Below are 22,096 nucleotides of genomic sequence, written 5' to 3' on the forward strand. Positions count from 1 at the left end.
TAAACTAAACCGTAAAAAAAGTCTCCTATGGGGCTTTTTTTTTGTTTAAATTTGCACACCCTATTCGGGGTATATTAAATAAAAAATTATGAGTTTTATTAACAACATTATCAAAATGTTTGTTGGCGATAAATCTGAAAAAGATGTCAAAGCCACACAACCTTATATTACGAAAATCAAAGCTTTAGAACCTGCTTTAATGGCGTTGTCACACGATGCATTGAGAGCCAAAACGACTGAGTTCAAAGAAAAAATAAAAACGGCACGTGCCAAACAAGACGCTGAAATAGCCGCTAAAAAGATTGAAGCTGAAAACACCTCTGATATCGACCTGAGAGAAGATATTTATAATGCTATTGATGCATTAGAAAAAGAGGCGTATGACATTTCTGAAAAAGTGCTCATGGAACTTCTTCCTGAAGCATTTGCTGTTGTTAAAGAAACCGCACGCCGTTTTAAAGAAAATGCAACTATTGAAGTTACTGCAACTGCAAAAGATCGAGAACTTTCAGCTACTAAACCCTATATCACATTAGATGGAGATAATGCTCTATGGGCAAACCAATGGAATGCTGCGGGAAAAGATATCACTTGGGATATGATTCACTATGACGTGCAGCTTATTGGAGGTATTGTTCTGCATCAAGGTAAAATCGCTGAGATGCAAACCGGAGAAGGTAAAACCTTAGTTGCTACCCTTCCACTATATTTAAATGCACTTACCGGTAATGGTGTCCATTTGGTTACTGTAAATGACTATCTAGCCAAACGTGATAGCACATGGAAGGCTCCCTTGTTTGAATTTCATGGTTTAACAGTAGATTGTATTGACAACCATTCACCCAACACTGAGGCGCGACGCAAAGCGTATGAAGCCGACATCACTTATGGAACCAATAATGAGTTTGGTTTTGATTATTTAAGAGATAATATGGCTCATGCTCCTGAGGATTTGGTACAACGAAAACACAACTATGCGATTGTCGACGAGGTCGATTCGGTATTAATTGATGATGCTCGTACGCCTTTAATCATTTCGGGACCTGTACCTGATGGAGACCGTCATGAATTTAATGAATTAAAACCTAAAGTTGAAAATTTATATAATTTACAACGTCAATTATCGAATGGTTTTTTAGCAGAAGCTCGAAAATTAATCAAAGAAGGAAACACAAAAGATGGCGGATTCCAATTACTAAGAGCCTACCGTTCGCTTCCTAAAAACAAAGCACTTATCAAATTTTTGAGTGAGGAAGGAGTAAAACAACTGCTCCAAAAAACTGAAAACGAATACATGCAAGACAACAATAGAAAAATGCCTCTTGTTGACGAAGCCTTGTATTTTGTTATTGAAGAAAAAAACAATCAAGTTGAATTAACAGATCATGGTATCAAATTCTTATCACAAGATACCGACGAAAATTTCTTCGTACTGCCAGATATTGGAACAGAAATTGCAAATATCGAAAAACAAAATTTAGATAAAGACAAAGAAGCTGAGGCCAAAGAACATTTATTTCAAGACTTCGGAATCAAATCAGAACGTATTCACACGCTAACTCAGTTATTGAAAGCCTATACGCTTTTTGAAAAAGATGTAGAATACGTGATCATGGATAACAAAATCTTAATCGTGGACGAACAAACAGGTCGTATTATGGATGGTCGTCGCTATTCTGATGGATTACACCAAGCTATTGAAGCGAAAGAGCAAGTAACTATCGAAGCAGCTACACAAACTTTTGCAACCATCACGCTCCAAAACTATTTCCGCATGTACAGTAAGTTGGCTGGTATGACAGGTACTGCTGTTACGGAAGCTGGAGAATTTTGGGAAATTTACAAATTGGATGTCGTTGAAATTCCTACAAACAAAGGAATTTCTCGTCATGATAAAGAAGATTTAATCTACCGTTCGGTTCGTGAAAAGTTCAACGCTGTGATTGAAGACGTGACCCAACTTGCTGCTTCAGGAAGACCTGTATTGATAGGAACCACATCGGTTGAAATTTCTGAATTATTAAGCCGAATGCTTAAAATGCGTGGTGTAGCACACAATGTGTTGAATGCTAAAATGCACAAAAAAGAAGCCGAGATTGTGGCCGAAGCTGGTAAACCAGGCGTGGTAACCATCGCAACAAATATGGCAGGTCGTGGAACCGATATTAAACTTACTCCAGAAGTGAAAGCCGCTGGCGGATTAGCAATTATCGGTACAGAGCGTCACGATTCACGTCGTGTAGACCGTCAGTTACGTGGTCGTGCCGGCCGTCAAGGAGATCCAGGAAGTTCTCAATTTTATGTATCCTTAGAAGATAATTTAATGCGTCTTTTTGGTTCAGAACGAGTGGCTAAAATTATGGATAGAATGGGCTTGAAAGAAGGAGAAGTGATTCAGCATTCTATGATGACCAAATCTATTGAACGAGCACAGAAAAAAGTAGAAGAAAACAACTTTGGTACACGTAAACGTTTGCTAGAATACGATGATGTGATGAATGCTCAAAGAGAGGTCGTTTACAAACGCCGCCGTCATGCTCTTCATGGCGAACGCTTGAAGTTGGATATTGCCAATATGTTGTACGATACTTGCGAATTAATTGTTAGTAACAGCAAAGCTACAAACGATTTTAAAAACTTTGAATTTGAACTCATTCGCTATTTTTCTATAACCGCTCCAGTCTCTCAAAATGAATTTGAAAAAATGAATGAGATGGAACTTACGGGAAGAGTGTACAAAGTAGCCATGCAATTTTACAATGAAAAATGTGAGCGTTGTGCCCGAGAAGCATTCCCTATTATCGCTAATGTATACGAGAATCCTAACAACCAATATGAGCGCATCATCGTTCCTTTTACAGACGGAATCAAATCCTTAAATGTTGTAACCGATTTGAAAAAAGCTTATGAGGGTCAAGGCGCTCAACTTATTGCCGATTTCGAAAAAAATATCACCTTGGCGATTGTAGATGAAGCTTGGAAAAAACATTTGCGTAAAATGGACGAATTGAAAACTTCTGTTCAGTTGGCCGTTCACGAACAAAAAGACCCTCTATTGATTTACAAACTTGAAGCGTTCAATTTATTTAGAAACATGCTAAATGGTGTCAACAAAGAAGTGATTTCTTTCTTATTTAAAGGAGATTTACCGCAACAAGACAACACGATTCAAGAAGCCAAACAAGAAGTTCGCAGAAAAGAAAATTACACCGAATCAAGAGAAGAATTTCAAAGTAGCGATACGTCCCGTCATGAGGGAGAACAACCGAAACGTCAAGTTACCGAAACGATTGTTCGTGATCAACCTAAAATTAACCGAAACGACAACGTGACGATTAAACATGTTATGAGTGGAAAAACTGAAAGCATGAAATACAAAAAAGCGGAGAGTATGATTGCCAGTGGCGAATGGGTCATTGTTCATGAATAATCAAAATATATAAAAATCCTCAATTGAGGATTTTTTTTTGCGCTTCTCAAAGTATCAATTCCATAACATAATCATCCATTATAAATCCTGCTCCAATATCAATAACAATGTCTTTAATGATTTCGAAACCATTTTTTTTATAAAATGAAATAGCACTATTTTGCTTATTTACATTTAGATATAAAGTCGTGTCATGATGCACTTTCGCTTGATGGATAACATAAGCTACAAGAGCCTTGCCAACTCCTGTTCCTTGAACTTCTGGGAGCACATATAGTTTGTGTATTTTAGTAGCTAGGCTTCCTTCTGCATGAAGCTCATAAGACACAAAACCTATAAAAGTGTCTGCTTTTTGAGCGAGAATAAACACATGACCTTGTTCTTTTTGCTGCTCTAAAGCCGATAAGGCATAAAACGTTCCCAACATATAATCCAACGACTCTTGGGAATGTGTCGCACCATACGTATGCGGCCAAATTTTGTAGGCTAACTCTCGAATAATTGGAAATTGCTGTGCAGTCGCTTCAACTAGAACCATTTTATTTTTTTAATCGTTTCTGTTCTCTTGCCAATAAAGTGTTTTTTAACAACATGGCAATTGTCATCGGTCCCACCCCTCCCGGAACTGGTGTAATGTAGGAAGCTTTTTTCGACACATGTTCAAAATCAACATCACCTACAATTCGATATCCCTTTTCAGAAGTTTCATCTGCAACCCGTGTGATTCCTACATCAATAATCACGACATCATCTTTCACCATTTCTGCTTTTAAATAATTGGGGACTCCCAAAGCGGTGATAATGATATCTGCTTGTGTGGTAATTTGGTTGATGTTTTTTGTATGACTGTGTGTGAGCGTCACGGTAGAATTTCCGGGAAAATGATTTCTGCCCATCAAGATACTCATGGGGCGACCAACTATATGACTACGTCCAATTACTACGGTGTGCTTTCCATTGGTTTGCACGTTATAGCGTTCTAATAACTCCAAAATCCCAAAAGGAGTTGCAGGAATAAACGTACTCATATCTAGTGCCATTTTCCCAAAATTCTCTGGATGAAAACCGTCTACATCTTTACTCGGGTCAATCGACATAATGATATGCTGAGTATCGATTTGTTTAGGCAACGGGAGTTGAACAATAAACCCGTCTATAGCGTCATTTTGATTGAGTTCATGAATCTTTTTAAGCAACTCGGTTTCAGAGGTCGTACTAGGCATTTTAATTAACGTCGATTCAAAACCAACTCGTTCGCACGCCTTTACTTTGCTGGATACATAGGTCAAACTGGCACCATCATTTCCCACAATAATCGCTGCCAAATGGGGTACTTTTTCGCCTTGGTCTTTCATTTTTTGAACCTCTGCGGCGATTTCGTTTTTAATATCCTCAGATACTTTTTTTCCGTCTAAAATTTGCATATATAGGTTGTTGTGTTGTTGTACAAAATTATAAAATCAATATTGATTTTATAAAAAAAAGACGCGATTTATCGCGTCTCTAAATATCATTATCTCATTCCTTTCATTCCTCCCATCATGCGCATTAAATTTTTACCACCAGGTCCTTGCATCATCTTCATCATTTTACTCATTTGGTCAAATTGCTTCATCAATTGATTGACTTCTTCAATTTTTCTACCCGAACCTTTCGCAATTCTTGTTTTGCGTTTCATGTCTATGATAGAAGGTTTGCTTCGTTCTTTTGGAGTCATCGAATAAATGATAGCCTCGATATGTTTGAACGCATCATCTTCAATTTCTACATCTTTCAAGGCTTTACCAGCACCTGGAATCATCCCAACCAAATCTTTCATGCTTCCCATTTTTTTGATTTGTTGAATCTGAGCCAAGAAGTCGTCAAAACCAAATTCGTTTTTAGCGATTTTCTTTTGAAGTTTACGCGCTTCTTCTTCATTATATTGCTCTTGAGCACGCTCTACCAGAGATACCACATCTCCCATACCTAAAATTCTGTCGGCCATACGAGACGGATAGAATACATCAATCGCATCCATCCTTTCTCCTGTACCCACAAATTTTATAGGCTTATTGACTACCGATTTAATCGTAATGGCAGCTCCTCCACGCGTATCCCCGTCCAATTTGGTAAGAATTACCCCATCAAAATTCAAACGATCGTTGAAGGCTTTTGCCGTATTTACTGCATCTTGTCCTGTCATGGCATCCACCACAAATAAGGTCTCTTGCGGTTTAATCGCTTGATGCACATTGGCAATCTCGGTCATCATTTCTTCATCTACCGCCAATCGTCCTGCTGTATCGACAATCACTACATTAAAACCATTTGATTTGGCATAGGCAATGGCTTTCAATGAAATATCTACAGGGTTTTTATTTTCAGGTTCTGAATAGACTTCAACACCTATTTGCACTCCAACTACATGCAACTGATTGATTGCGGCTGGACGATAGATATCACACGCTACCAATAGCGGTTTTTTATTCTTTTTTGTTTTTAGATAATTCGCTAATTTTCCTGAAAAAGTAGTCTTTCCTGAACCTTGCAATCCCGACATTAATATCACGGTTGGATTCCCCGAAAGGTTAATTCCTGTAGCTTCCCCTCCCATCAATTCGGTTAGTTCGTCTTTCACCAACTTCACCATCAATTGCCCAGGCTCTAGCGTCGTTAATACGTTTTGTCCTAATGCTTTCTCTTTTACAGAAGTAGTAAAATCTTTCGCAATTTTAAAGTTCACGTCGGCATCCAATAAGGCACGTCTTACTTCTTTCAGCGTTTCAGCAACGTTTACCTCAGTGATTTTTCCATGTCCTTTTAAAATATGAAAGGCTTTATCTAATTTTTCGCTTAAATTATTGAACATAACATTCTATTTTTTTGAAGTGCAAATATACTATAAAGGTTTAATTAAAATTTACATTCGTTCGGGAACTTCTATTCCTAATACCCGAAAAGCCAATTGAATCGTGTCAGCTACTTTTTTAGAAAGTTGCACTCTAAATATTCTTTTTGTTGGGTCTTCTTCTCCTAAAATGGACACATTTTGATAAAATGAATTGAATTCTTTCACCAAATCATAGGTATAATTTGCTATTAATGCCGGACTGTGATTTTTAGCTGCATCTTGAATAACCTCTGGGAAAAGTGCGATTTGTTTGATCAATTCTTTTTCTTTTGAATGCAACTCATTGAGGGATGCTACCGAGTCAAAACTAAAATTAGCCTTACGTAAAATCGACTGAATTCTAGCATAAGTATACTGTATAAAAGGGCCTGTGTTGCCATTAAAGTCGACCGATTCCTCTGGATTGAATAACATTTGTTTTTTAGGATCTACTTTGAGCATATAATATTTTAAAGCGCCTAGACCAATGGTTTTATAAAGCTTTTCTTTTTCTGCATCCGAATAACCGTCTAATTTTCCTAATTCTTCCGAAATGGTTTTGGCGGTTGTAGTCATTTCTGCCATCAAATCATCTGCATCAACCACGGTTCCCTCACGAGATTTCATTTTCCCTGTAGGTAATTCGACCATGCCATACGACAAATGATAGAGTTGTTCCGCCCATTCAAAGCCTAGTTTCTTTAAAATTAAAAACAATACTTTAAAATGATAATCTTGCTCATTCCCAACAGTATAAACCATTCCGCCTACATCTGGAAAATCTTTCACCCGTTGAATGGCAGTTCCAATATCTTGGGTCATATAAACAGCCGTTCCATCCGAGCGCAAAACAATTTTTCGATCCAACCCCTCTGCAGTCAAATCAATCCACACCGAACCGTCAGGGTCTTTCTCAAAAATACCTTTTTCAAGACCAAACTGCACCACTTCTTTTCCTAGCAAATACGTATTGCTTTCGTAATAATAGCTGTCAAAATCGACACCTAAATTTTTATAGGTTTGGGCAAATCCGTCGTATACCCATTGGTTCATGGTTTTCCAAAGTTCAAGGACTTCAGGTTTTCCGGCTTCCCAATCGAGTAGCATTTGTTGAGCTTCCAAAATAATTGGAGCTTCTTTTTTGGCATCCTCCTCAGTTTTTCCCTGCGCTACAAGAGCTTGGATTTGCGATTTATATTCTTTATCATATTCTACATAGTATTTTCCGACCAAATGATCTCCTTTCATACCTGAACTTTCAGGCGTTTCGCCTTTCCCAAACTTTTGCCAAGCCAACATCGACTTGCAAATGTGAATGCCTCGATCGTTAATGATTTGGGTTTTATATACTTTTTTACCCGAGGCTTTGAGAATTTCAGCCACCGAATACCCTAAAAGATTGTTACGAATATGTCCCAAATGTAAAGGTTTGTTGGTATTGGGGGAAGAATATTCTACCATAACTGCCTTGCTTTCTGCTTGTGCTGCAACAAAACCAAACGTTTCATTTGTTCTAATTTCGTTGAAGAAATTCACATAATACGCATCAGTAATCACAAGGTTTAAAAACCCCTGAACCACATTAAACTTTTCTACTACAGACACCTGCTCTACTAAATAGGTCCCAATCTTAGTCCCTATTTCAACAGGATTTCCTTTAATCAGTTTTAATAGCGGAAACACAACCACAGTGATATCACCTTCAAAATCTTTCCTTGTGGCCTGAAATTCAACTTTTTCGATAGTGGTATCGAATTGCTTTTGAACGGCTTCCTTAATGGCTTGAGATAAGATTTCTTGTAGTATCATTTTTAGTCTTTTTAGAGGATGCAAAGATATAGTTTAATTGCAAAAAAAGAAACCGAACCCCGCAATCTTGTTGCTTCAAAATTGCGGTATTCCGTTTGCGTATGATTTTTTAGAAGTGCCTTTTACCACCTCATGATGACGCTGCCCCACGTAAATCCGCTTCCAAAAGCAGCCAATACCACCAAATCGCCCGATTTGATTTTGCCTTGTTCCCAAGCTTCTGTTAAAGCAATTGGAATGGAGGCCGCCGTGGTATTTCCATATTTTTGTATGTTGTTAAAAACCTGATCGTCTGTGAGTTTGAATTTTTGCTGAATGAATTGCGAAATTCGTAAATTGGCTTGATGTGGGATCAACATATCAATATCTGATACTTGTAAATTATTGGCTTGCAAACCTTCCATGATGACTTCACTAAAACGGACTACGGCATTTTTAAACACAAACTGTCCGTTCATGTAGGGAAAATAACTTTCATCTTCAGGATTTTGGTCTGCCAAAATATCGGTTACCCAGCGTTTTCCCATTCCTGGGGCGATGAGAGCGAGTTCTTCTGCGTGTTGCCCTTCGGCATGCAAGTGTGTCGATAAAATTCCTTTGGCATCTTCATTGGAACGAGAGAGTATGGCTGCTCCTGCGCCATCGCCAAAAATTACGGACACGCCACGTCCACGAGTGGTCATGTCGAGACCCGTAGAATGCAGTTCAGACCCAATGACTAAAATATGTTGGTACATGCCCGTTTTAATGTATTGATCGGCAATAGACAAGGCATAAACAAATCCCGAACATTGGTTTCTAACATCCAATGCGCCTACCGTGCGAAGTCCTAAATCGCGTTGCACCAACACGCCAGGTCCAGGAAAATAGTAGTCTGGACTTAAGGTAGCAAAAATCACAAAATCAATAGCTTCAGGAGCTAACTGAGCATGGTCAAGGGCTTTTTTTGCTGCTTTAACCCCCATTGAGGTGGTGGTATCTTCGCCGCGCACCACATGACGGCGCTCTTGGATTCCCGTGCGCTCTTGAATCCATTCGTCTGAGGTGTCCATTATTTTAGACAAATCATCGTTGGTAACTCTATTTTCAGGGACATAATACCCTAGTCCGCTTATTTTTGAATGATACATACGTTTCGTTTCCTATTATATTACAAATGTAGTGATGTTTTATTTTTTTAAGAAACTTCTTTGCTTTTTCTAATATACTTACATCAATATTGCCTTCCTAGGGTTTTATAAAATTTTACATCCCCTCCACTTCAATACCCACAACGGTATTGGGTAATAGTGCGTCTTGTGCCTCAAAAAAGATTGTCGTTTGAGCTACTTGAGCTTCAATAAGGTAGGACGTTCCTCTAAAATAGGATTGCAACACAGTCGCTTTGGTGGGTGCTTGTGGGTTTAGGCGTATTTGATGTGGGTATCGGTAATGCGTTTGTGTGGAAGTTTGAATCACATTTACATCGCCAAAAAGCGCTGCGGTGTAGTGGTCCTTAGGGTGTTCGTAAATTGCTTTTGGCGTGCCAAAATCTATAAGTTTGCCGTCTTTCATCACCGCCAATGTATCGGCAAACGATAAAACATCTGTGCTGTCGTGGGTAGCCATAATACAGGTGATTTGTTTTTCTTTGATGTAGGCAAACAAAGACCGGCGGAGGCTGTTTTTTCTGAAAGCATCGATATGACTAAAAGGTTCGTCGAGCAACAAGACTTCGGGAGCTAGAGCCAAGGTTTTGGCAAGCGCCACACGTTGCATTTGTCCTCCACTCAAGGTTTTGGCTTTCACGTGAGCAAATTCTGTCATGTCGACACTTTTGAGTAATTCGGCAATGCGCTTCTTTTTGGCCTCAGGATTCCGATTGGACAGGTATTTCCCCACATTTTCTGCTACAGTAATGTAGGGCATCAAATCGAAATCTTGCGCCAAGTATTTCATGAAATCCATCCCGGGTATCAGGTTGTATTTGGGGCCTAACACTTCGGTATCCTTCCAAAAAATCTGTCCTTCATCCAAATCATACAACCCATAGAGGAGTTTGAGCAGCGTACTTTTTCCGCAACCACTCTCGCCAATCACTCCGAGTATCGTGCCTTGGGGAATAGACAAGGAAAGGTTTTCTATTGTAGGGGTATCGTTGTAAGAATACGTGATTTCTTTTACTTGTAGCATGATACAAAAATATAACGCAAAAAATGAGGAACAAAAAAAAAGTCCGCTTTTTACAACGGACTTTTCACATGTTATCTTCCTGCTTCTTTCTGAGCGTCTTCCACCATTTTAGCATTGGCTGTAATGGCAAACTCTACTCTACGGTTTTGACTTCTACCTTCTGGAGTATCATTGGTAGCAATAGGATCGGCGATGCCCATCCCCTTGGTAGTAAAACGCGATACATTCAATCCTTTGGAAGCCAAATAGGTTTTTACGGCTGCACCACGCTGTTCCGAAAGGGTTTGATTGTATTCGACAGCTCCTGTATTGTCGGTATACCCATATATAACCAAATCGGTGTCGGCATAACTCTGAAAAACAGGTACTAATTTATCTAAATTTGCTTTAGCAGCAGTCGTTAAGGTTGCTTTGTTGGTATCAAAACGTACTGCGTTTTCCCCCAAAGTCAATTTAATTCCCTCTCCCACTCGTTCTACTTGAGCGCCTGGCAAGGCCGTTTGTATTTCTCGAGCTTGTTTGTCCATTTTGTTGCCAATAACACCTCCTGCTACACCCCCAATAACACCGCCTAGTACTGCGCCCATGGCACTGTTTCCGCCTTTTACATTGTTGCCAATTACAGCACCTAATATACCTCCAGCCACAGCGCCTATGGCAGCGCCTCGTTGTGTTCTGTTGGTGTTTTTAGCTGCTTCACAACTAGATAATAACGAACCTAAACTCAAAATACTTACTAATACATATAAAGTTACCTTTTTCATAATCTTCTATTTTTATGGAATTAATTTCTTTGGAATTGATACACCACATCTACTATTTTGCCTCCCACATTGACTTGATCGATCAATTGGAATGACGATTCGGTTTGGTTGGCCACAGATAAAATATACCCGTCCAACACGTTCTTTGCTTTTGTTTCATTGATTATTTTCATAACAAATTTTCCCTCTTTATTAATATACCAAGTAATTGGTGAGGAAAAAGCGGGGCAATTCGAACTTGTCAATGCCATTTCTCCTTTGTTATTGTTGGAAATAAATTTCCAAGTGCTTCCTATAAAACATTTGGAATCGGCAATGTCAAAAGAAGTTACTTTAATATACTCCGACCCCAGATAGGTCACTGAACTAAGGGTCCAATTTCCTTTAATAGCCACCTCAGATTTAGTGTCTAATTTGGTACTGGTTACATTTTGTTGTGGTTTGCAACTTGTAAAAGCAATCATCATAAGTAATACAACTAATCCTTTTTTCATAGTGTTCTAATTTTAAAATTTATTTTTACAAAGATACTTTTCCTTTTTCTAACCTCACTAAATTACTAAAAAAATGTTTGTACAACAATTTCTACGTCATTTTGTCAGATTGTTTTGTTTGGTATTGAATTTGAAACTAGGCAATCAAATTTGTTTCACTTAAAAAAGTTCAAAATATGTCAACAGGAAAAATTAATGTTTCGGTAGAAAACATTTTCCCATTAATCAAGAAATTTTTATACAGCGACCACGAAATTTTTCTTCGTGAATTGGTTTCTAATGCTACTGACGCGACGTTAAAATTAAAGCATTTAACGAGTATTGGCGAGGCTAAAGTAGACTATGGCTCCCCAAGGATTGAAGTGAAAATTGACAAAGAAGGCAAGAAATTACACATCATCGACCAAGGATTGGGAATGACTGCCGATGAAGTGGAAAAATACATCAATCAAGTGGCTTTTTCGGGAGCGGAAGAATTTTTAGAAAAGTATAAAGATTCTGCCAAAGATTCAGGAATCATTGGTCACTTTGGATTAGGATTTTACTCAGCGTTTATGGTAGCTAGTAAAGTGGAAATCATTACCAAATCCTACAAAGACGAACCCGCAGCACACTGGACCTGTGACGGTAGCCCCGAGTTTACACTAGAAGCGGCCGATAAAACCGATAGAGGTACCGAAATCATTCTACATATTGCAGAAGATTCCCTAGAATTTTTAGAAGAATTCAAAATTCGTGAATTGTTGACCAAATACAACAAGTTCATGCCAATACCTATCAAATTTGGAACCAAACAACAAGCGCTTCCAAAACCCGAAGATGCCCCTGAAGACTACAAAACCGAATATGAAGAAGTTGACAACATCATCAACAACCCTACACCGGCTTGGACCAAACAACCTGTAGATTTAACCGATGAGGACTATAAAAACTTCTATCGTGAGTTGTACCCTATGCAGTTTGAAGAGCCGTTGTTTAACATTCACCTGAATGTAGACTATCCGTTCAACTTGACTGGAATTTTGTACTTCCCAAAAATGTCGTCGGACATGCAAATGCAAAAAGACAAAATCCAATTGTATCAAAATCAAGTCTTCGTGACCGACAATGTTGAGGGCATTGTTCCTGAATTTTTAGTGATGTTGAAAGGGGTGATTGATTCGCCAGACATTCCGCTTAACGTATCGCGTTCCTACTTACAAGCCGATGGTAATGTAAAGAAAATCTCAAATTACATCACTCGTAAAGTAGCCGACAAATTGAAATCGTTGTTCAACGAAAACCGTGACGATTTTGAGAAAAAATGGAATGATATTAAAATCGTATTGGAATACGGAATGTTGTCAGAACCTAAATTCTATGAAAAAGCGGGTGACTTTGTATTGTACCCCACCGTAGATGACAAATACTACACTTTAGCCGAATTGAAAGAAGCCATCACAGCCAACCAAACCGACAAAAACGGAAAATTGGTAGTCTTGTATGCTTCCAACAAAGAAACCCAACACAGTTACATTGATATTGCTAAAGAAAAAGGCTATGAAGTGTTATTGTTAGACTCTCCTATTGTATCTCACTTGATTCAAAAATTGGAGCAAGACAACGAAAACATGACGTTTACGCGTGTAGACTCAGACCATATTGATAAATTGATTCAAAAAGAAGACGCGCAAATCTCTAAATTATCGGAGGACGAGTCAAGCAAATTGAAAACCGTTTTGGAGGAATTGGTTCCAAAAGCGACATACACGGTTCAACTCGAGCCTATGGACAGTGCCATGGCCCCTTTTATGATTACGCAACCCGAATTTATGCGTAGAATGAAAGAAATGGGTCAAACAGGCGGTGGCGGAATGTTTGGTATGGGGAATTTCCCTGAAATGTATAATTTGGTGGTGAATACCAACTCCGAATTGGCTGCCACGATTTTACACACCGACGACAAATCGACACAAGAACGTTTGGTAAAACAAGCCTTAGACTTAGCTAAAATCTCTCAAGGCTTGCTGAAAGGCGAAGAATTGACCGCTTTCGTAAAACGAAGTTTTGAGTTGATTAAATAGACTGTAGTAATTAGTGATTAGTGAATAGTGATTAGTGAATAGTGATTAGTGAATAGTGAATAGACTATAGAATAAATAGAGAAAACCTGTGAGTAGAAACTTGCAGGTTTTTTTTGTACTTTTATAACGCTATTTCAAAATCCTAAATCCTAAATCCTAAATCCTAAATCCTAAATCCTAATTCCTAATTCCTAATTCCTAATTCCTAATTCCTAATTCCTAATTCCTAATTCCATGACTTTACACATCGAAACGCCTGCTTTATTATTCTCTGCGACTTCTTTAATCTTGTTGGCCTATACCAATCGGTTTTTGACCATTGCCCAGATTGTACGCGGATTGAAAAACAATTATGACGAAGTAAAAACGAAAAGTATTTTGCTTCAAATAAAAAGTCTTAATCTACGCTTATCGCTTATTCGATACATGCAATTATTTGGAGTGCTTTGTCTTTTTCTATCGGTTTTCGCCATGTTATCGCTATTTCTTGAACAACAAGTTATGGGTATTTACTTATTTGGGTCTAGCTTATTGTGTTTATTGATTTCGTTAGGTATTTCCTTTTGGGAAATCAGTATTTCAGTAACTGCACTACGATTGCATTTGAGTGACATTACGGCTATTGAAGACAAGAACAACGGTATTAAATAAAAGGCTCTAACGCGCAAAGACTTCCTATAAAGAGCTGTGCATTTGCGTAGCGTAGTGTTAAAAAAGAAGACTTTATGCGGCAGGGTTATTGGACAAAAAAAACCAAACCTTTCATAATCAACAAATAAACTTTTTAACATTATTTGAAAAATCCCTACTTATAGGGATTTTTTTTATATTTTAATACCTGAAATTTGTCGTTCTAATTTTAATTATCTATAGTTATGAAAACAACTTATGAAACCTGTGGTAGTTTTGATGTAAACAAAATGACTACACAAGCCAACACCTATTTACCCAGTATTGAAGGTGCCGTATACAAGTACATCGAATTTTATAACATTTCAAACGACAAAGAGTTTGGTGTTTTTGGAGTGATGATGGACAATATTGGTAACAATGATTTAACCAAATCCTCTGAACCTTTAAAACAAGTTCCAGTAGCACCCGCTTTAGACTTGGAATTCATTAATTCTAAATACGCCACACGATTGCTCACAGAAATTAAAGAAACCGACACGTTGTTTTTCTTTTGTTGGCACGACACCGCTTTTAACACAGACATTTTAAAAGTCTTTAAAGAAAAAAAACTGTCTATGACTGAAATTTGGGAAGAGGTAAAAGCTGGGTTACCCAATTATGAAAGCACATCTAAACCAAAGAAAGGAACAGGTGGTATTTTATCAATAACTGGAACATGCGACTAAAAGCTGTACAAAATGTAATTTTACTATTTGCAACGCTATTCTGTAGCGTTGCAAATGTTTATACCCAGTCAACCTCTATCACCCAATTAAACCAACTAGTTGCCGAAAAAAATATTGAGGCTGCTACCTCACTAGCCTCAAAGATAAATTTCAAAAAATTAAGCCTTTTAGACCTCGCTCGATTCAATCGTTGTATGGCTGAGGTGTATACTGAAAAAAACAGAGACGATATTGCCTACACCTATTTAATAAATGCCAAAAAACAATTTAAAGCTCTAGACAGCCTCGATCAAGCTATTGATATTAACATAGAAATCATTGAAGTCTTGCTCGCTTTTAGAAAAAACATTATTGATTATCATCCCTATCTTAACGAATATATTAACTATGCTAAACAAAAGAACAACCCATACAAATTGAGTAAAGCCTATATGCAAGTAGGTAAGTCGTTGTATGAAAGCAATATCAATCTATCGTTAGTATATTTCAAAAAAGCCTATCGGGAAATTCTTAAAACAAATAACTCACAGTATCTATGCCGCATATTACAAAATTTAGGCGTAGTCTATGCTGACCCAAAAATAAACAAAATTGACTCGGCTCTTTATGTTTATAACCTTGCCTTTCCTTATTTAAAAAAAGAGAATAACATTAATGATTTGTTTAATGTATACACCAATATCGGGGTTGCCTATCATTTAAAGAAAAACTACAAAAAAGCACTATTTTACTATAACAAAGCCGATTCAATTCCTATTCTCGAATACAAAACCAAAAAGAAAGAAATTCTATATGATTTTATGTCGGAGAACTACAAAAGCATGGGCGATTATAAAAAATCATTAGAATATATAGACAAAAAAAATGTATACAAAAACATTTTTGACGAAAACAAACAACAACTTGCTATAAAAGATATTGATACCAAATACAACACCAAACAAACAAAGCTTGAAAATGTAAGTTTAAAGAACGAACTGAATAAAAATTATGTCATATTAATAATTGGCTCAATACTGTTAATTATTACGATTATAGCAAGCGTTTTAATGTATAAAAACCTAGACAAAAAGAAAAAAATAGCCGAACAAGAAAAATTTATTCAAATTCAAAAACTAGAAGCGACCCTCAAAGAACAAGAACTTCACGAGATCGATGTGATGCTCGAAAGTCAGGAGAAAGAACGACAACGTATTGCCAATGAACTACATGATAATATCGGGAGTATTCTAGCTACGTTAAAATTTAATTTTCAAAACATTAAAAAAACCTTAGATTCTGAAGAAAAAAATAGGCTCCTCCTTTTTGAAAAAACAGATCAATTGCTTGAGGAAGCCTATCAAGAAGTTCGTGCCATTTCACATTTAAAGAATTTGGGAGTGGTTGGGCAAGAGGGGTTGGAAGCCTCGGTAAAAAAAATGGCTGAAAAAATGAGCTTTCTTGAAAAAATCACCTTCAATGTCTTGCCATTTGGCATGACGGAACGCATTGAGAATACCACTGAGATTATGTTATTTCGTATTATTCAAGAATTGTGCACTAACATTATCAAGCATTCCGAAGCTACAGAAGTCAATATATATCTCACACAACACGATCAATCTGAAATCAATATCATTATTGAAGACAACGGAAAAGGTTTTGATTACAAAAAAGTTACAACCAAAGGCGGTATTGGTTTAAAAAGCATTGAAAAGAAAATAGAACAAATGGGAGGTACCATCACTATTGATTCCGTCATCAATAACGGTACCACCATAATAATAGACTTAGAAATATGATCACTATTGTAATCGCTGAAGACCATCAAGCCCTTATTGATGGATTGCGAGTCTTTCTAGAGTATGAAAAAGATATTACCGTATTGGGAGAAGCCAACGATGGTGAAGCGTTAATCGAATTGGTGCGAAATAAAAAACCAAATATTGTAATTACGGATATTCGCATGCCTAAATATGATGGCATTGCTGCTACAAAAATTATTAAAAACGAATATCCCAATACAAAAGTGATAGCTTTTACCATGTTTGAACAAGAAGAAGCTATTTTACAAATGAAAGAGGCAGGGGCTTCCGGATATATTTTGAAAAATGCTTCCCTAAAAAAAGTACTTGAAGTGATTCGAATTGTTGCCGATAATAAAACCTTTTTCGAAAAATATGGTATAGGTACCGACAACGATTCTAAAGAAGAAATTACCCTAAGCAGAAGAGAGAAAGATATTCTTCGTCAAATTGCTAAAGGCAAAACTTCACAAGAAATTGCAGAAATATTATGTATTGGAAAAAGTACCGTTGATTCACACCGAAAAAACATCATGAAAAAAATAAACCTTCATGGTAAAAGTGATTTAGTTCGTTATGCTGTCGAGAGAAAGTACGACTTTTAAAAAAGACTCTTTTTTCTCAAAAAAAAAACAAAAAAAACTACAAACCCCTTATTTCACTAGTTTTTTAACCCTTTTACTCCTTAATCAAAATAAATGAAAAATCCCTACTTATAGGGATTTTTTTGTGCTTTATATTTTTAAACTTTGAGGTATCACTTAGTTCCGAAAGCCGAAAAGGAAATCAAAGAGTAGGCAAACAAAAAATTTAATGATTATGGAAGAAAAAAATTTAGTGATGTCTTATCACCGCATGCGAAGATGGGTGGGCTATTTAGGAATTAGCCTTCCTTTTACTTTATTCACTGGAAATTGGCTGTTTCATTTCTGTTCAATTTACAAAAACGACCTATTGATGGCTATGAAAGATCCCAACTATACTTCGACTAAGTTTCTCCGAGACAGCATTAGCGAATATTATTATACTCCTATGGGAGAGCTATTTGTAGGAACACTTTGTGCCGTATCTTTCTTTCTTTTTCCTTTATAAAGGCTATGATAAAAAAGAAGGCGAACTCTTCCCATCGGATAGTTTTATGACCAATTTTGCAGGTGTATGTGCTTTACTCGTGGCTATTTTCCCAATGGATTTTAATCTTTGGTTTCCTGATAATTTTCGATCTTTTATCAGTCATAGACTAGCAGGAACAATTCATTACTATGCAGCATTTTTCTTTTTTCTCTCTTTAGGAATTATTTGTATCATCAACTTTAGAAGAACAAATACCATAGAGAACTTTGGCAAAATGCCTTCACATAATTTTTATAAAATGTGTGGTTTTGGAATTTTTGGTTCCTTGTTTTTGATTATTCTTTTCAAAAGCATTCCATTTTTACATCAATGGGCAGTCCAAATTGGGTTTCCCTATCTTTTCTGGTTTGAAACCACTTCATTACTCTTTTTTGGTGCTTCGTGGCTCAAAAAAGGGCAAGTCTCCAACAATTAACTCTTTAAAAGACATTACATCATGAAAACATTTTTTTTAACATTAGCCTCCTTTTTGGTAACCCTACACCTTCTAGGACAAGACAGAACCACTCCAAAATACATGTTTATGAATGGTTTCGATTTTCAATTGGAAAATATTGACAAACTAAAATATGTAGGCCATTTTAATATTTACATCCCCGTGAGCGAATCTAAAAAATGGGGTTTTAACGTGGGGTTATTAAAACTAAACAACCTCAACAACGATAGTATCGCTCGATACCAACAAGACAATGTATTGAGTAATCCTTTAGATCATTTGGTTGTCGGTTCTAGTTATAATAAACAGTATAATAAATATACTACTAAGACTAGTGTTTCAACGTATAGTGCCTATTTTCAAGTATTGCGCAAAATTATTTTTACAAGTGATGTGTCGCTTAGCGTACATGGACATGCTGAACTATTAATTTCAAAGATTTCGTCTGCTACAACTATAGATACTATTGCCACTCGAACCGTTCTTATTGAAAATGAGGCTCAAATTCCTTCAAGCACTACTATAATACCCTATTTAGTAAAATACAAAGGTAGTAACTACTCCTCAGCAGCAGGGAACTTTGGTCTTGGTTTAACTCTAGACTACAACTACAATAAGAAGTTTTCACTATTTGCGCAAGGAACAGCAGGCTGGTCCCTAGAACATCCCTCCAATGCCTCAATGGGTAACATTGGGTATGACGGGTATCAAAAAAATTGGTTCTATCTGTTCAGAACCTATTTTCAATACAATACCTCTTCAAGCGCTAATACCCAACTGTTAATAGGAACCGATTTTAGAGGCATATTAGGACAAGTTCCGCTCAATTCTATCTATTTGGGAGTAAACCTAGACATTGAAAACATCACAAATTTGATTACAAAATAGACCTAACTTTTACCTATCATGAAAACTGCTTCTCCTGGAATTGCCCTCATCAAAAAAAGTGAAGGCTTTAAAGCCAAACCCTATCGCTGTCCGGCTGGGGTTCCCACCATTGGCTATGGTTGCACCCATTACCCCAATGGGAAACCTGTCACTCTTGCCGACCCAGCGCTCACTGAACCTCAAGCCACCGCATTGTTGCAGGCAGTCTTGAGTCATTATGAAGACGGCGTGAACCGCTACGTGCAAAAGCGCATCCATCAAAATCAATTTGATGCCTTGGTCTCCTTTGCCTACAATTTAGGACTGGAAGCCCTGCGGGGCAGCACCCTACTGAAAAAAGTAAACCAAAGCCCCAGCGACCCCACCATTAAAAACGAGTTTTTAAAATGGGTACACAGCAACGGCAAGATTCTCCCAGGATTGGTGGTTCGCCGAACGGAAGAAGCGGCATTGTATTTTAGTTAGGGAGTAGGGATAAAAGGGTTTATGGGTTTAAAGGTTTAAGAGTTTAAGGGTTTATGAGTTTAAGGGTTTAAGGGTTTAAAAGGTTATAAGGTTTATGAGTTTATAAGGTTTATAAGAACGATGTTGCTTTTGAATCCAAAAATCCAATAATCAAATAATCAAAAAATCCAATAATCTAAAAAAAAACAGGAATACCGACGCCTGAAGCAAGTAGGTACCATTTTAATACATTTTTTTAATGGCAAGAACCAACAAAATTTCCGCCGATTTTACCGCTGCTGCAAAGACCGCAGCGTTAACAAAAATTAACGAGTCAAAAGCTCAAATGCCTTTTCTAATCAGTTTGCCCGAAGTCGAACGAAAAAGCTATGGCAACATGGGACCAAAAAGTGTGGCCTATGCCAACCAATGTTTAGAAGGTGCAATTGCTTTTCCGAACGAATTGAAAGCCAATTTCAATTTAGCTGAGTTCCAAAAGGATGTAAACCTAGCCAACAATCTACTGGGCGTTAGGGTTGCTGTTGCCAGCTTGCTCGAACAGATAGACGACACTATGGCTGCAGCAGGCATAGACATTATGGGAGCTTCTAGTGAAGTATATGCTAGCTTGAAATCATCTTCAAAAAATAATGCAAGCGTAAAAGAAATGGTTGCCTTGATTAGTGAGCGATTTAAAGCACAAGGAAAGAAAAAAACAGTGAAATAGTTCAAAACAACTCGTGTTCTCAATTTCAGAACATGAGTTCTCGATTTCAAAACAGCAGTAATGAATTTCAGAACATGAGTTCTCGATTTCAGAACAGTAGTAATGATTTTCAGAACACGAGTTCTCGATTTCAGAACAGCAGTAGTGATTTTCAGAACACGAGTTCTCGATTTCAGAACAGTAGTAATGATTTTCAGAACACGAGTTCTCGATTTCAGAACAGCAGTAGTGATTTTCAGAACACGAGTTCTTGATTTTAGAACAGTAGTGATGTTTTCACTAACAGGAATACCGATGCCTGAAGTAAGTAGGTGAATTAACTTGTAAATAATAAAAAATGGCTTACAGAAATAAAGTATATGTAGCTTTTGATGCTGATAATGATATTAGATATTACAGATTAATGCAAGCATGGAAACAAAATGATAATTCGTCTTTTGACTTTTATGATGCACATGATATTAATAACTTAAGAGATTGGAGCACTGAAGAAACAATAAAAAACAAACTAAAAGAACGACTAAAAAACAGTAAAACATTCATACTGTTAATAGGTGAACAAACAAGATTTCATTATAAATATATCAGATGGGAGATTAACCAAGCTTTAGAATTAAATCTTCCTATCATATGTGTTAACCTAAATGGATTGAGAAGCATAGATACTGAAAAATGTCCTCCTATAATTAGAAATGAGCTAGCATTACATGTCAGTTTTAATGCTAAAATTATAGAAAAAGCATTAATTGATTGGGAAGTTATGCACTATGAAAATAAGAAAAAAAATATCATTGGAGACTTTTATTATGATTCTAATATTTACCTAAAACTTGGATTATGAAAGTAAAAGATTTATTAAATAAAATTTTAAGTTTTTGTATCAACTTATTGGCGTCTTTTGGAATGTTATGGTTATTAGTTAGTATAATTTCATATTTTGGTAATGATTTAGTTAGTAAAGAAATAAAAAACTACTGGTGGCTTTTTGGTCTAATTGGATTGTTATATGCTATTTTCAAATTACTTCCAAAAAATAGTTATGAATTTAAAGTCCCTCACAGAGATGCAATAATAAAAATTCAAAAGAAAAATATTTTAAAAGTGGAAGGTTCGTTAATTGTTCCCGTAAACTACTACTTTAAAATAAATCAAGATGGAAACCTACTCACATCAAGTAGTATTTTATCTCAAGTTGTGAAAAAATATTATGGTTCAAAACCTGAGGAATTACAATTTGAAATAGATCAGGTTTTAAAAGAAAATTTTTATATAAATTATAAAGTTGGAGAGCATTATAAAATTGGAACTGTCGTCCCAATAATTAAAAATGAAAAAAAATTCTACTTCTTAGCAAATACAATATTAAACAATCAAAATAAATCTGAATGCAATGATGAAATATTTGAAAAAAGTATCAATGAATTGTGGATGTATCTATCAGAATGCGCTAGTAAAGAAGATTTTATTATTCCTTTGATTGGTACTGGTAACGGTAGATTAAAAACTGATAGAGTAATAGTTTTTCAAGAAATATTACTATCATTTTTATCTTCATTATCTTCAAAAAATTATGCCGAAAGTTTAACTATTTGTTTTAATGCAACTGACATAAAAAAACACAAAATAAACTTTGAAAACATCGGTGATTTTTCAAAAGCTAAAATTGAATATCAAGATTATAGAACTAGAAGTATTAATGGAAAAAACAAGTTAAATTAAAA

22 protein-coding genes are annotated in these 22,096 nt (G+C 36.5%); 14 read left to right on the forward strand and 8 right to left on the reverse strand.

All coding sequences use genetic code 11. From position 1 onward, the window contains the following. Positions 1 to 88 precede the first annotated feature (88 nt). Positions 89 to 3,430: a preprotein translocase subunit SecA gene (secA, locus tag CLV55_RS01820; RefSeq protein WP_112112025.1), complete on the forward strand. Its 3,342-nt coding sequence runs from the start codon at positions 89 to 91 to the stop codon at positions 3,428 to 3,430. Positions 3,431 to 3,476: 46 nt separating this feature from the next. On the opposite strand, the gene CLV55_RS01825 is transcribed toward secA, so the two are convergent. The 8 genes from CLV55_RS01825 to CLV55_RS01860 form a co-directional block, all read right to left on the reverse strand. After that, positions 3,477 to 3,968, reverse strand: coding sequence for a GNAT family N-acetyltransferase (locus tag CLV55_RS01825; RefSeq protein ID WP_112112026.1), 492 nt, complete (start codon positions 3,966 to 3,968; stop codon positions 3,477 to 3,479). A 1-nt stretch (position 3,969) separates the two neighbouring features. Then, positions 3,970 to 4,854 (reverse strand): bifunctional 5,10-methylenetetrahydrofolate dehydrogenase/5,10-methenyltetrahydrofolate cyclohydrolase, encoded by an 885-nt coding sequence (locus tag CLV55_RS01830; RefSeq protein WP_112112027.1) that lies wholly within the window; start codon positions 4,852 to 4,854, stop codon positions 3,970 to 3,972. An 89-nt stretch (positions 4,855 to 4,943) separates the two neighbouring features. After that, the gene (gene ffh, locus CLV55_RS01835) at positions 4,944 to 6,281 is read right to left on the reverse strand and encodes a signal recognition particle protein (protein ID WP_112112028.1); all 1,338 of its coding nucleotides are present in this window, start codon (positions 6,279 to 6,281) and stop codon (positions 4,944 to 4,946) included. 51 nt (positions 6,282 to 6,332) lie between these two features. Further along, positions 6,333 to 8,111 carry an arginine--tRNA ligase gene (argS, locus tag CLV55_RS01840; RefSeq protein ID WP_112112029.1) on the reverse strand — a complete coding sequence of 593 codons (1,779 nt, stop codon included), beginning with the start codon at positions 8,109 to 8,111 and terminating at the stop codon, positions 6,333 to 6,335. A 122-nt stretch (positions 8,112 to 8,233) separates the two neighbouring features. After that, positions 8,234 to 9,241 carry a 3-oxoacyl-ACP synthase III family protein gene (locus tag CLV55_RS01845; protein ID WP_112112030.1) on the reverse strand — a complete coding sequence of 336 codons (1,008 nt, stop codon included), beginning with the start codon at positions 9,239 to 9,241 and terminating at the stop codon, positions 8,234 to 8,236. A 115-nt stretch (positions 9,242 to 9,356) separates the two neighbouring features. Continuing rightward, the gene (locus tag CLV55_RS01850) at positions 9,357 to 10,283 is read right to left on the reverse strand and encodes an ABC transporter ATP-binding protein (RefSeq protein WP_112112031.1); all 927 of its coding nucleotides are present in this window, start codon (positions 10,281 to 10,283) and stop codon (positions 9,357 to 9,359) included. 71 nt (positions 10,284 to 10,354) lie between these two features. Continuing rightward, a complete protein-coding gene (locus CLV55_RS01855) occupies positions 10,355 to 11,047 on the reverse strand; it encodes an OmpA family protein (protein WP_112112032.1) in 693 nt (230 codons plus the stop codon). 20 nt (positions 11,048 to 11,067) lie between these two features. Continuing rightward, on the reverse strand, positions 11,068 to 11,541 hold the full coding sequence (locus CLV55_RS01860; RefSeq protein ID WP_112112033.1) for a lipocalin family protein: 474 nt from the start codon (positions 11,539 to 11,541) through the stop codon (positions 11,068 to 11,070). Between the two features lie 176 nt (positions 11,542 to 11,717). Between CLV55_RS01860 and htpG the strand changes: the two genes are divergently transcribed. The 13 genes from htpG to CLV55_RS01920 all read left to right on the forward strand — a co-directional run bounded on the left by htpG (position 11,718) and on the right by CLV55_RS01920 (position 22,094). Beyond that, entirely contained in the window at positions 11,718 to 13,604 is a 1,887-nt protein-coding gene (gene htpG, locus CLV55_RS01865; RefSeq protein WP_112112034.1) for a molecular chaperone HtpG, read from the forward strand. Between the two features lie 234 nt (positions 13,605 to 13,838). Then, positions 13,839 to 14,255 (forward strand): DUF2721 domain-containing protein, encoded by a 417-nt coding sequence (locus CLV55_RS01870; protein WP_112112035.1) that lies wholly within the window; start codon positions 13,839 to 13,841, stop codon positions 14,253 to 14,255. Between the two features lie 224 nt (positions 14,256 to 14,479). Then, positions 14,480 to 14,962, forward strand: a complete 483-nt coding sequence (locus CLV55_RS01875; protein WP_112112036.1) for a hypothetical protein — start codon at positions 14,480 to 14,482, stop codon at positions 14,960 to 14,962. Further along, positions 14,953 to 16,743: a tetratricopeptide repeat-containing sensor histidine kinase gene (locus CLV55_RS01880; protein ID WP_112112037.1), complete on the forward strand. Its 1,791-nt coding sequence runs from the start codon at positions 14,953 to 14,955 to the stop codon at positions 16,741 to 16,743. The genes CLV55_RS01875 and CLV55_RS01880 overlap by 10 nt, the downstream gene beginning before the upstream one ends. Continuing rightward, positions 16,740 to 17,351: a response regulator transcription factor gene (locus CLV55_RS01885; RefSeq protein WP_112112038.1), complete on the forward strand. Its 612-nt coding sequence runs from the start codon at positions 16,740 to 16,742 to the stop codon at positions 17,349 to 17,351. The genes CLV55_RS01880 and CLV55_RS01885 overlap by 4 nt, the downstream gene beginning before the upstream one ends. Positions 17,352 to 17,565: 214 nt before the next feature. Continuing rightward, positions 17,566 to 17,838, forward strand: coding sequence for a hypothetical protein (locus CLV55_RS01890; protein WP_112112039.1), 273 nt, complete (start codon positions 17,566 to 17,568; stop codon positions 17,836 to 17,838). Next, a complete protein-coding gene (locus CLV55_RS01895; RefSeq protein WP_112112040.1) occupies positions 17,807 to 18,295 on the forward strand; it encodes a hypothetical protein in 489 nt (162 codons plus the stop codon). The genes CLV55_RS01890 and CLV55_RS01895 overlap by 32 nt, the downstream gene beginning before the upstream one ends. A gap of 21 nt (positions 18,296 to 18,316) precedes the next feature. Further along, entirely contained in the window at positions 18,317 to 19,204 is an 888-nt protein-coding gene (locus CLV55_RS01900) for a hypothetical protein (protein ID WP_112112041.1), read from the forward strand. Between the two features lie 18 nt (positions 19,205 to 19,222). Then, complete coding sequence (locus CLV55_RS01905; protein WP_112112042.1) at positions 19,223 to 19,669, forward strand: lysozyme; 447 nt, start codon at positions 19,223 to 19,225, stop codon at positions 19,667 to 19,669. A 238-nt stretch (positions 19,670 to 19,907) separates the two neighbouring features. Continuing rightward, on the forward strand, positions 19,908 to 20,375 hold the full coding sequence (locus tag CLV55_RS01910) for a hypothetical protein (protein ID WP_112112043.1): 468 nt from the start codon (positions 19,908 to 19,910) through the stop codon (positions 20,373 to 20,375). A gap of 102 nt (positions 20,376 to 20,477) precedes the next feature. Beyond that, complete coding sequence (locus CLV55_RS12775) at positions 20,478 to 20,690, forward strand: hypothetical protein (protein ID WP_146739516.1); 213 nt, start codon at positions 20,478 to 20,480, stop codon at positions 20,688 to 20,690. A gap of 22 nt (positions 20,691 to 20,712) precedes the next feature. Further along, positions 20,713 to 21,216, forward strand: coding sequence for a TIR domain-containing protein (locus CLV55_RS01915; protein WP_112112044.1), 504 nt, complete (start codon positions 20,713 to 20,715; stop codon positions 21,214 to 21,216). Further along, complete coding sequence (locus CLV55_RS01920; protein WP_112112045.1) at positions 21,213 to 22,094, forward strand: macro domain-containing protein; 882 nt, start codon at positions 21,213 to 21,215, stop codon at positions 22,092 to 22,094. Before CLV55_RS01915 ends, CLV55_RS01920 begins: the two co-directional genes overlap by 4 nt. Positions 22,095 to 22,096 lie beyond the last annotated feature (2 nt).

The sequence above is a fragment of the Flavobacterium aciduliphilum genome, from assembly GCF_003268855.1.
In the GTDB taxonomy this organism is placed as follows: Bacteria; Bacteroidota; Bacteroidia; order Flavobacteriales; family Flavobacteriaceae; genus Flavobacterium; species Flavobacterium aciduliphilum.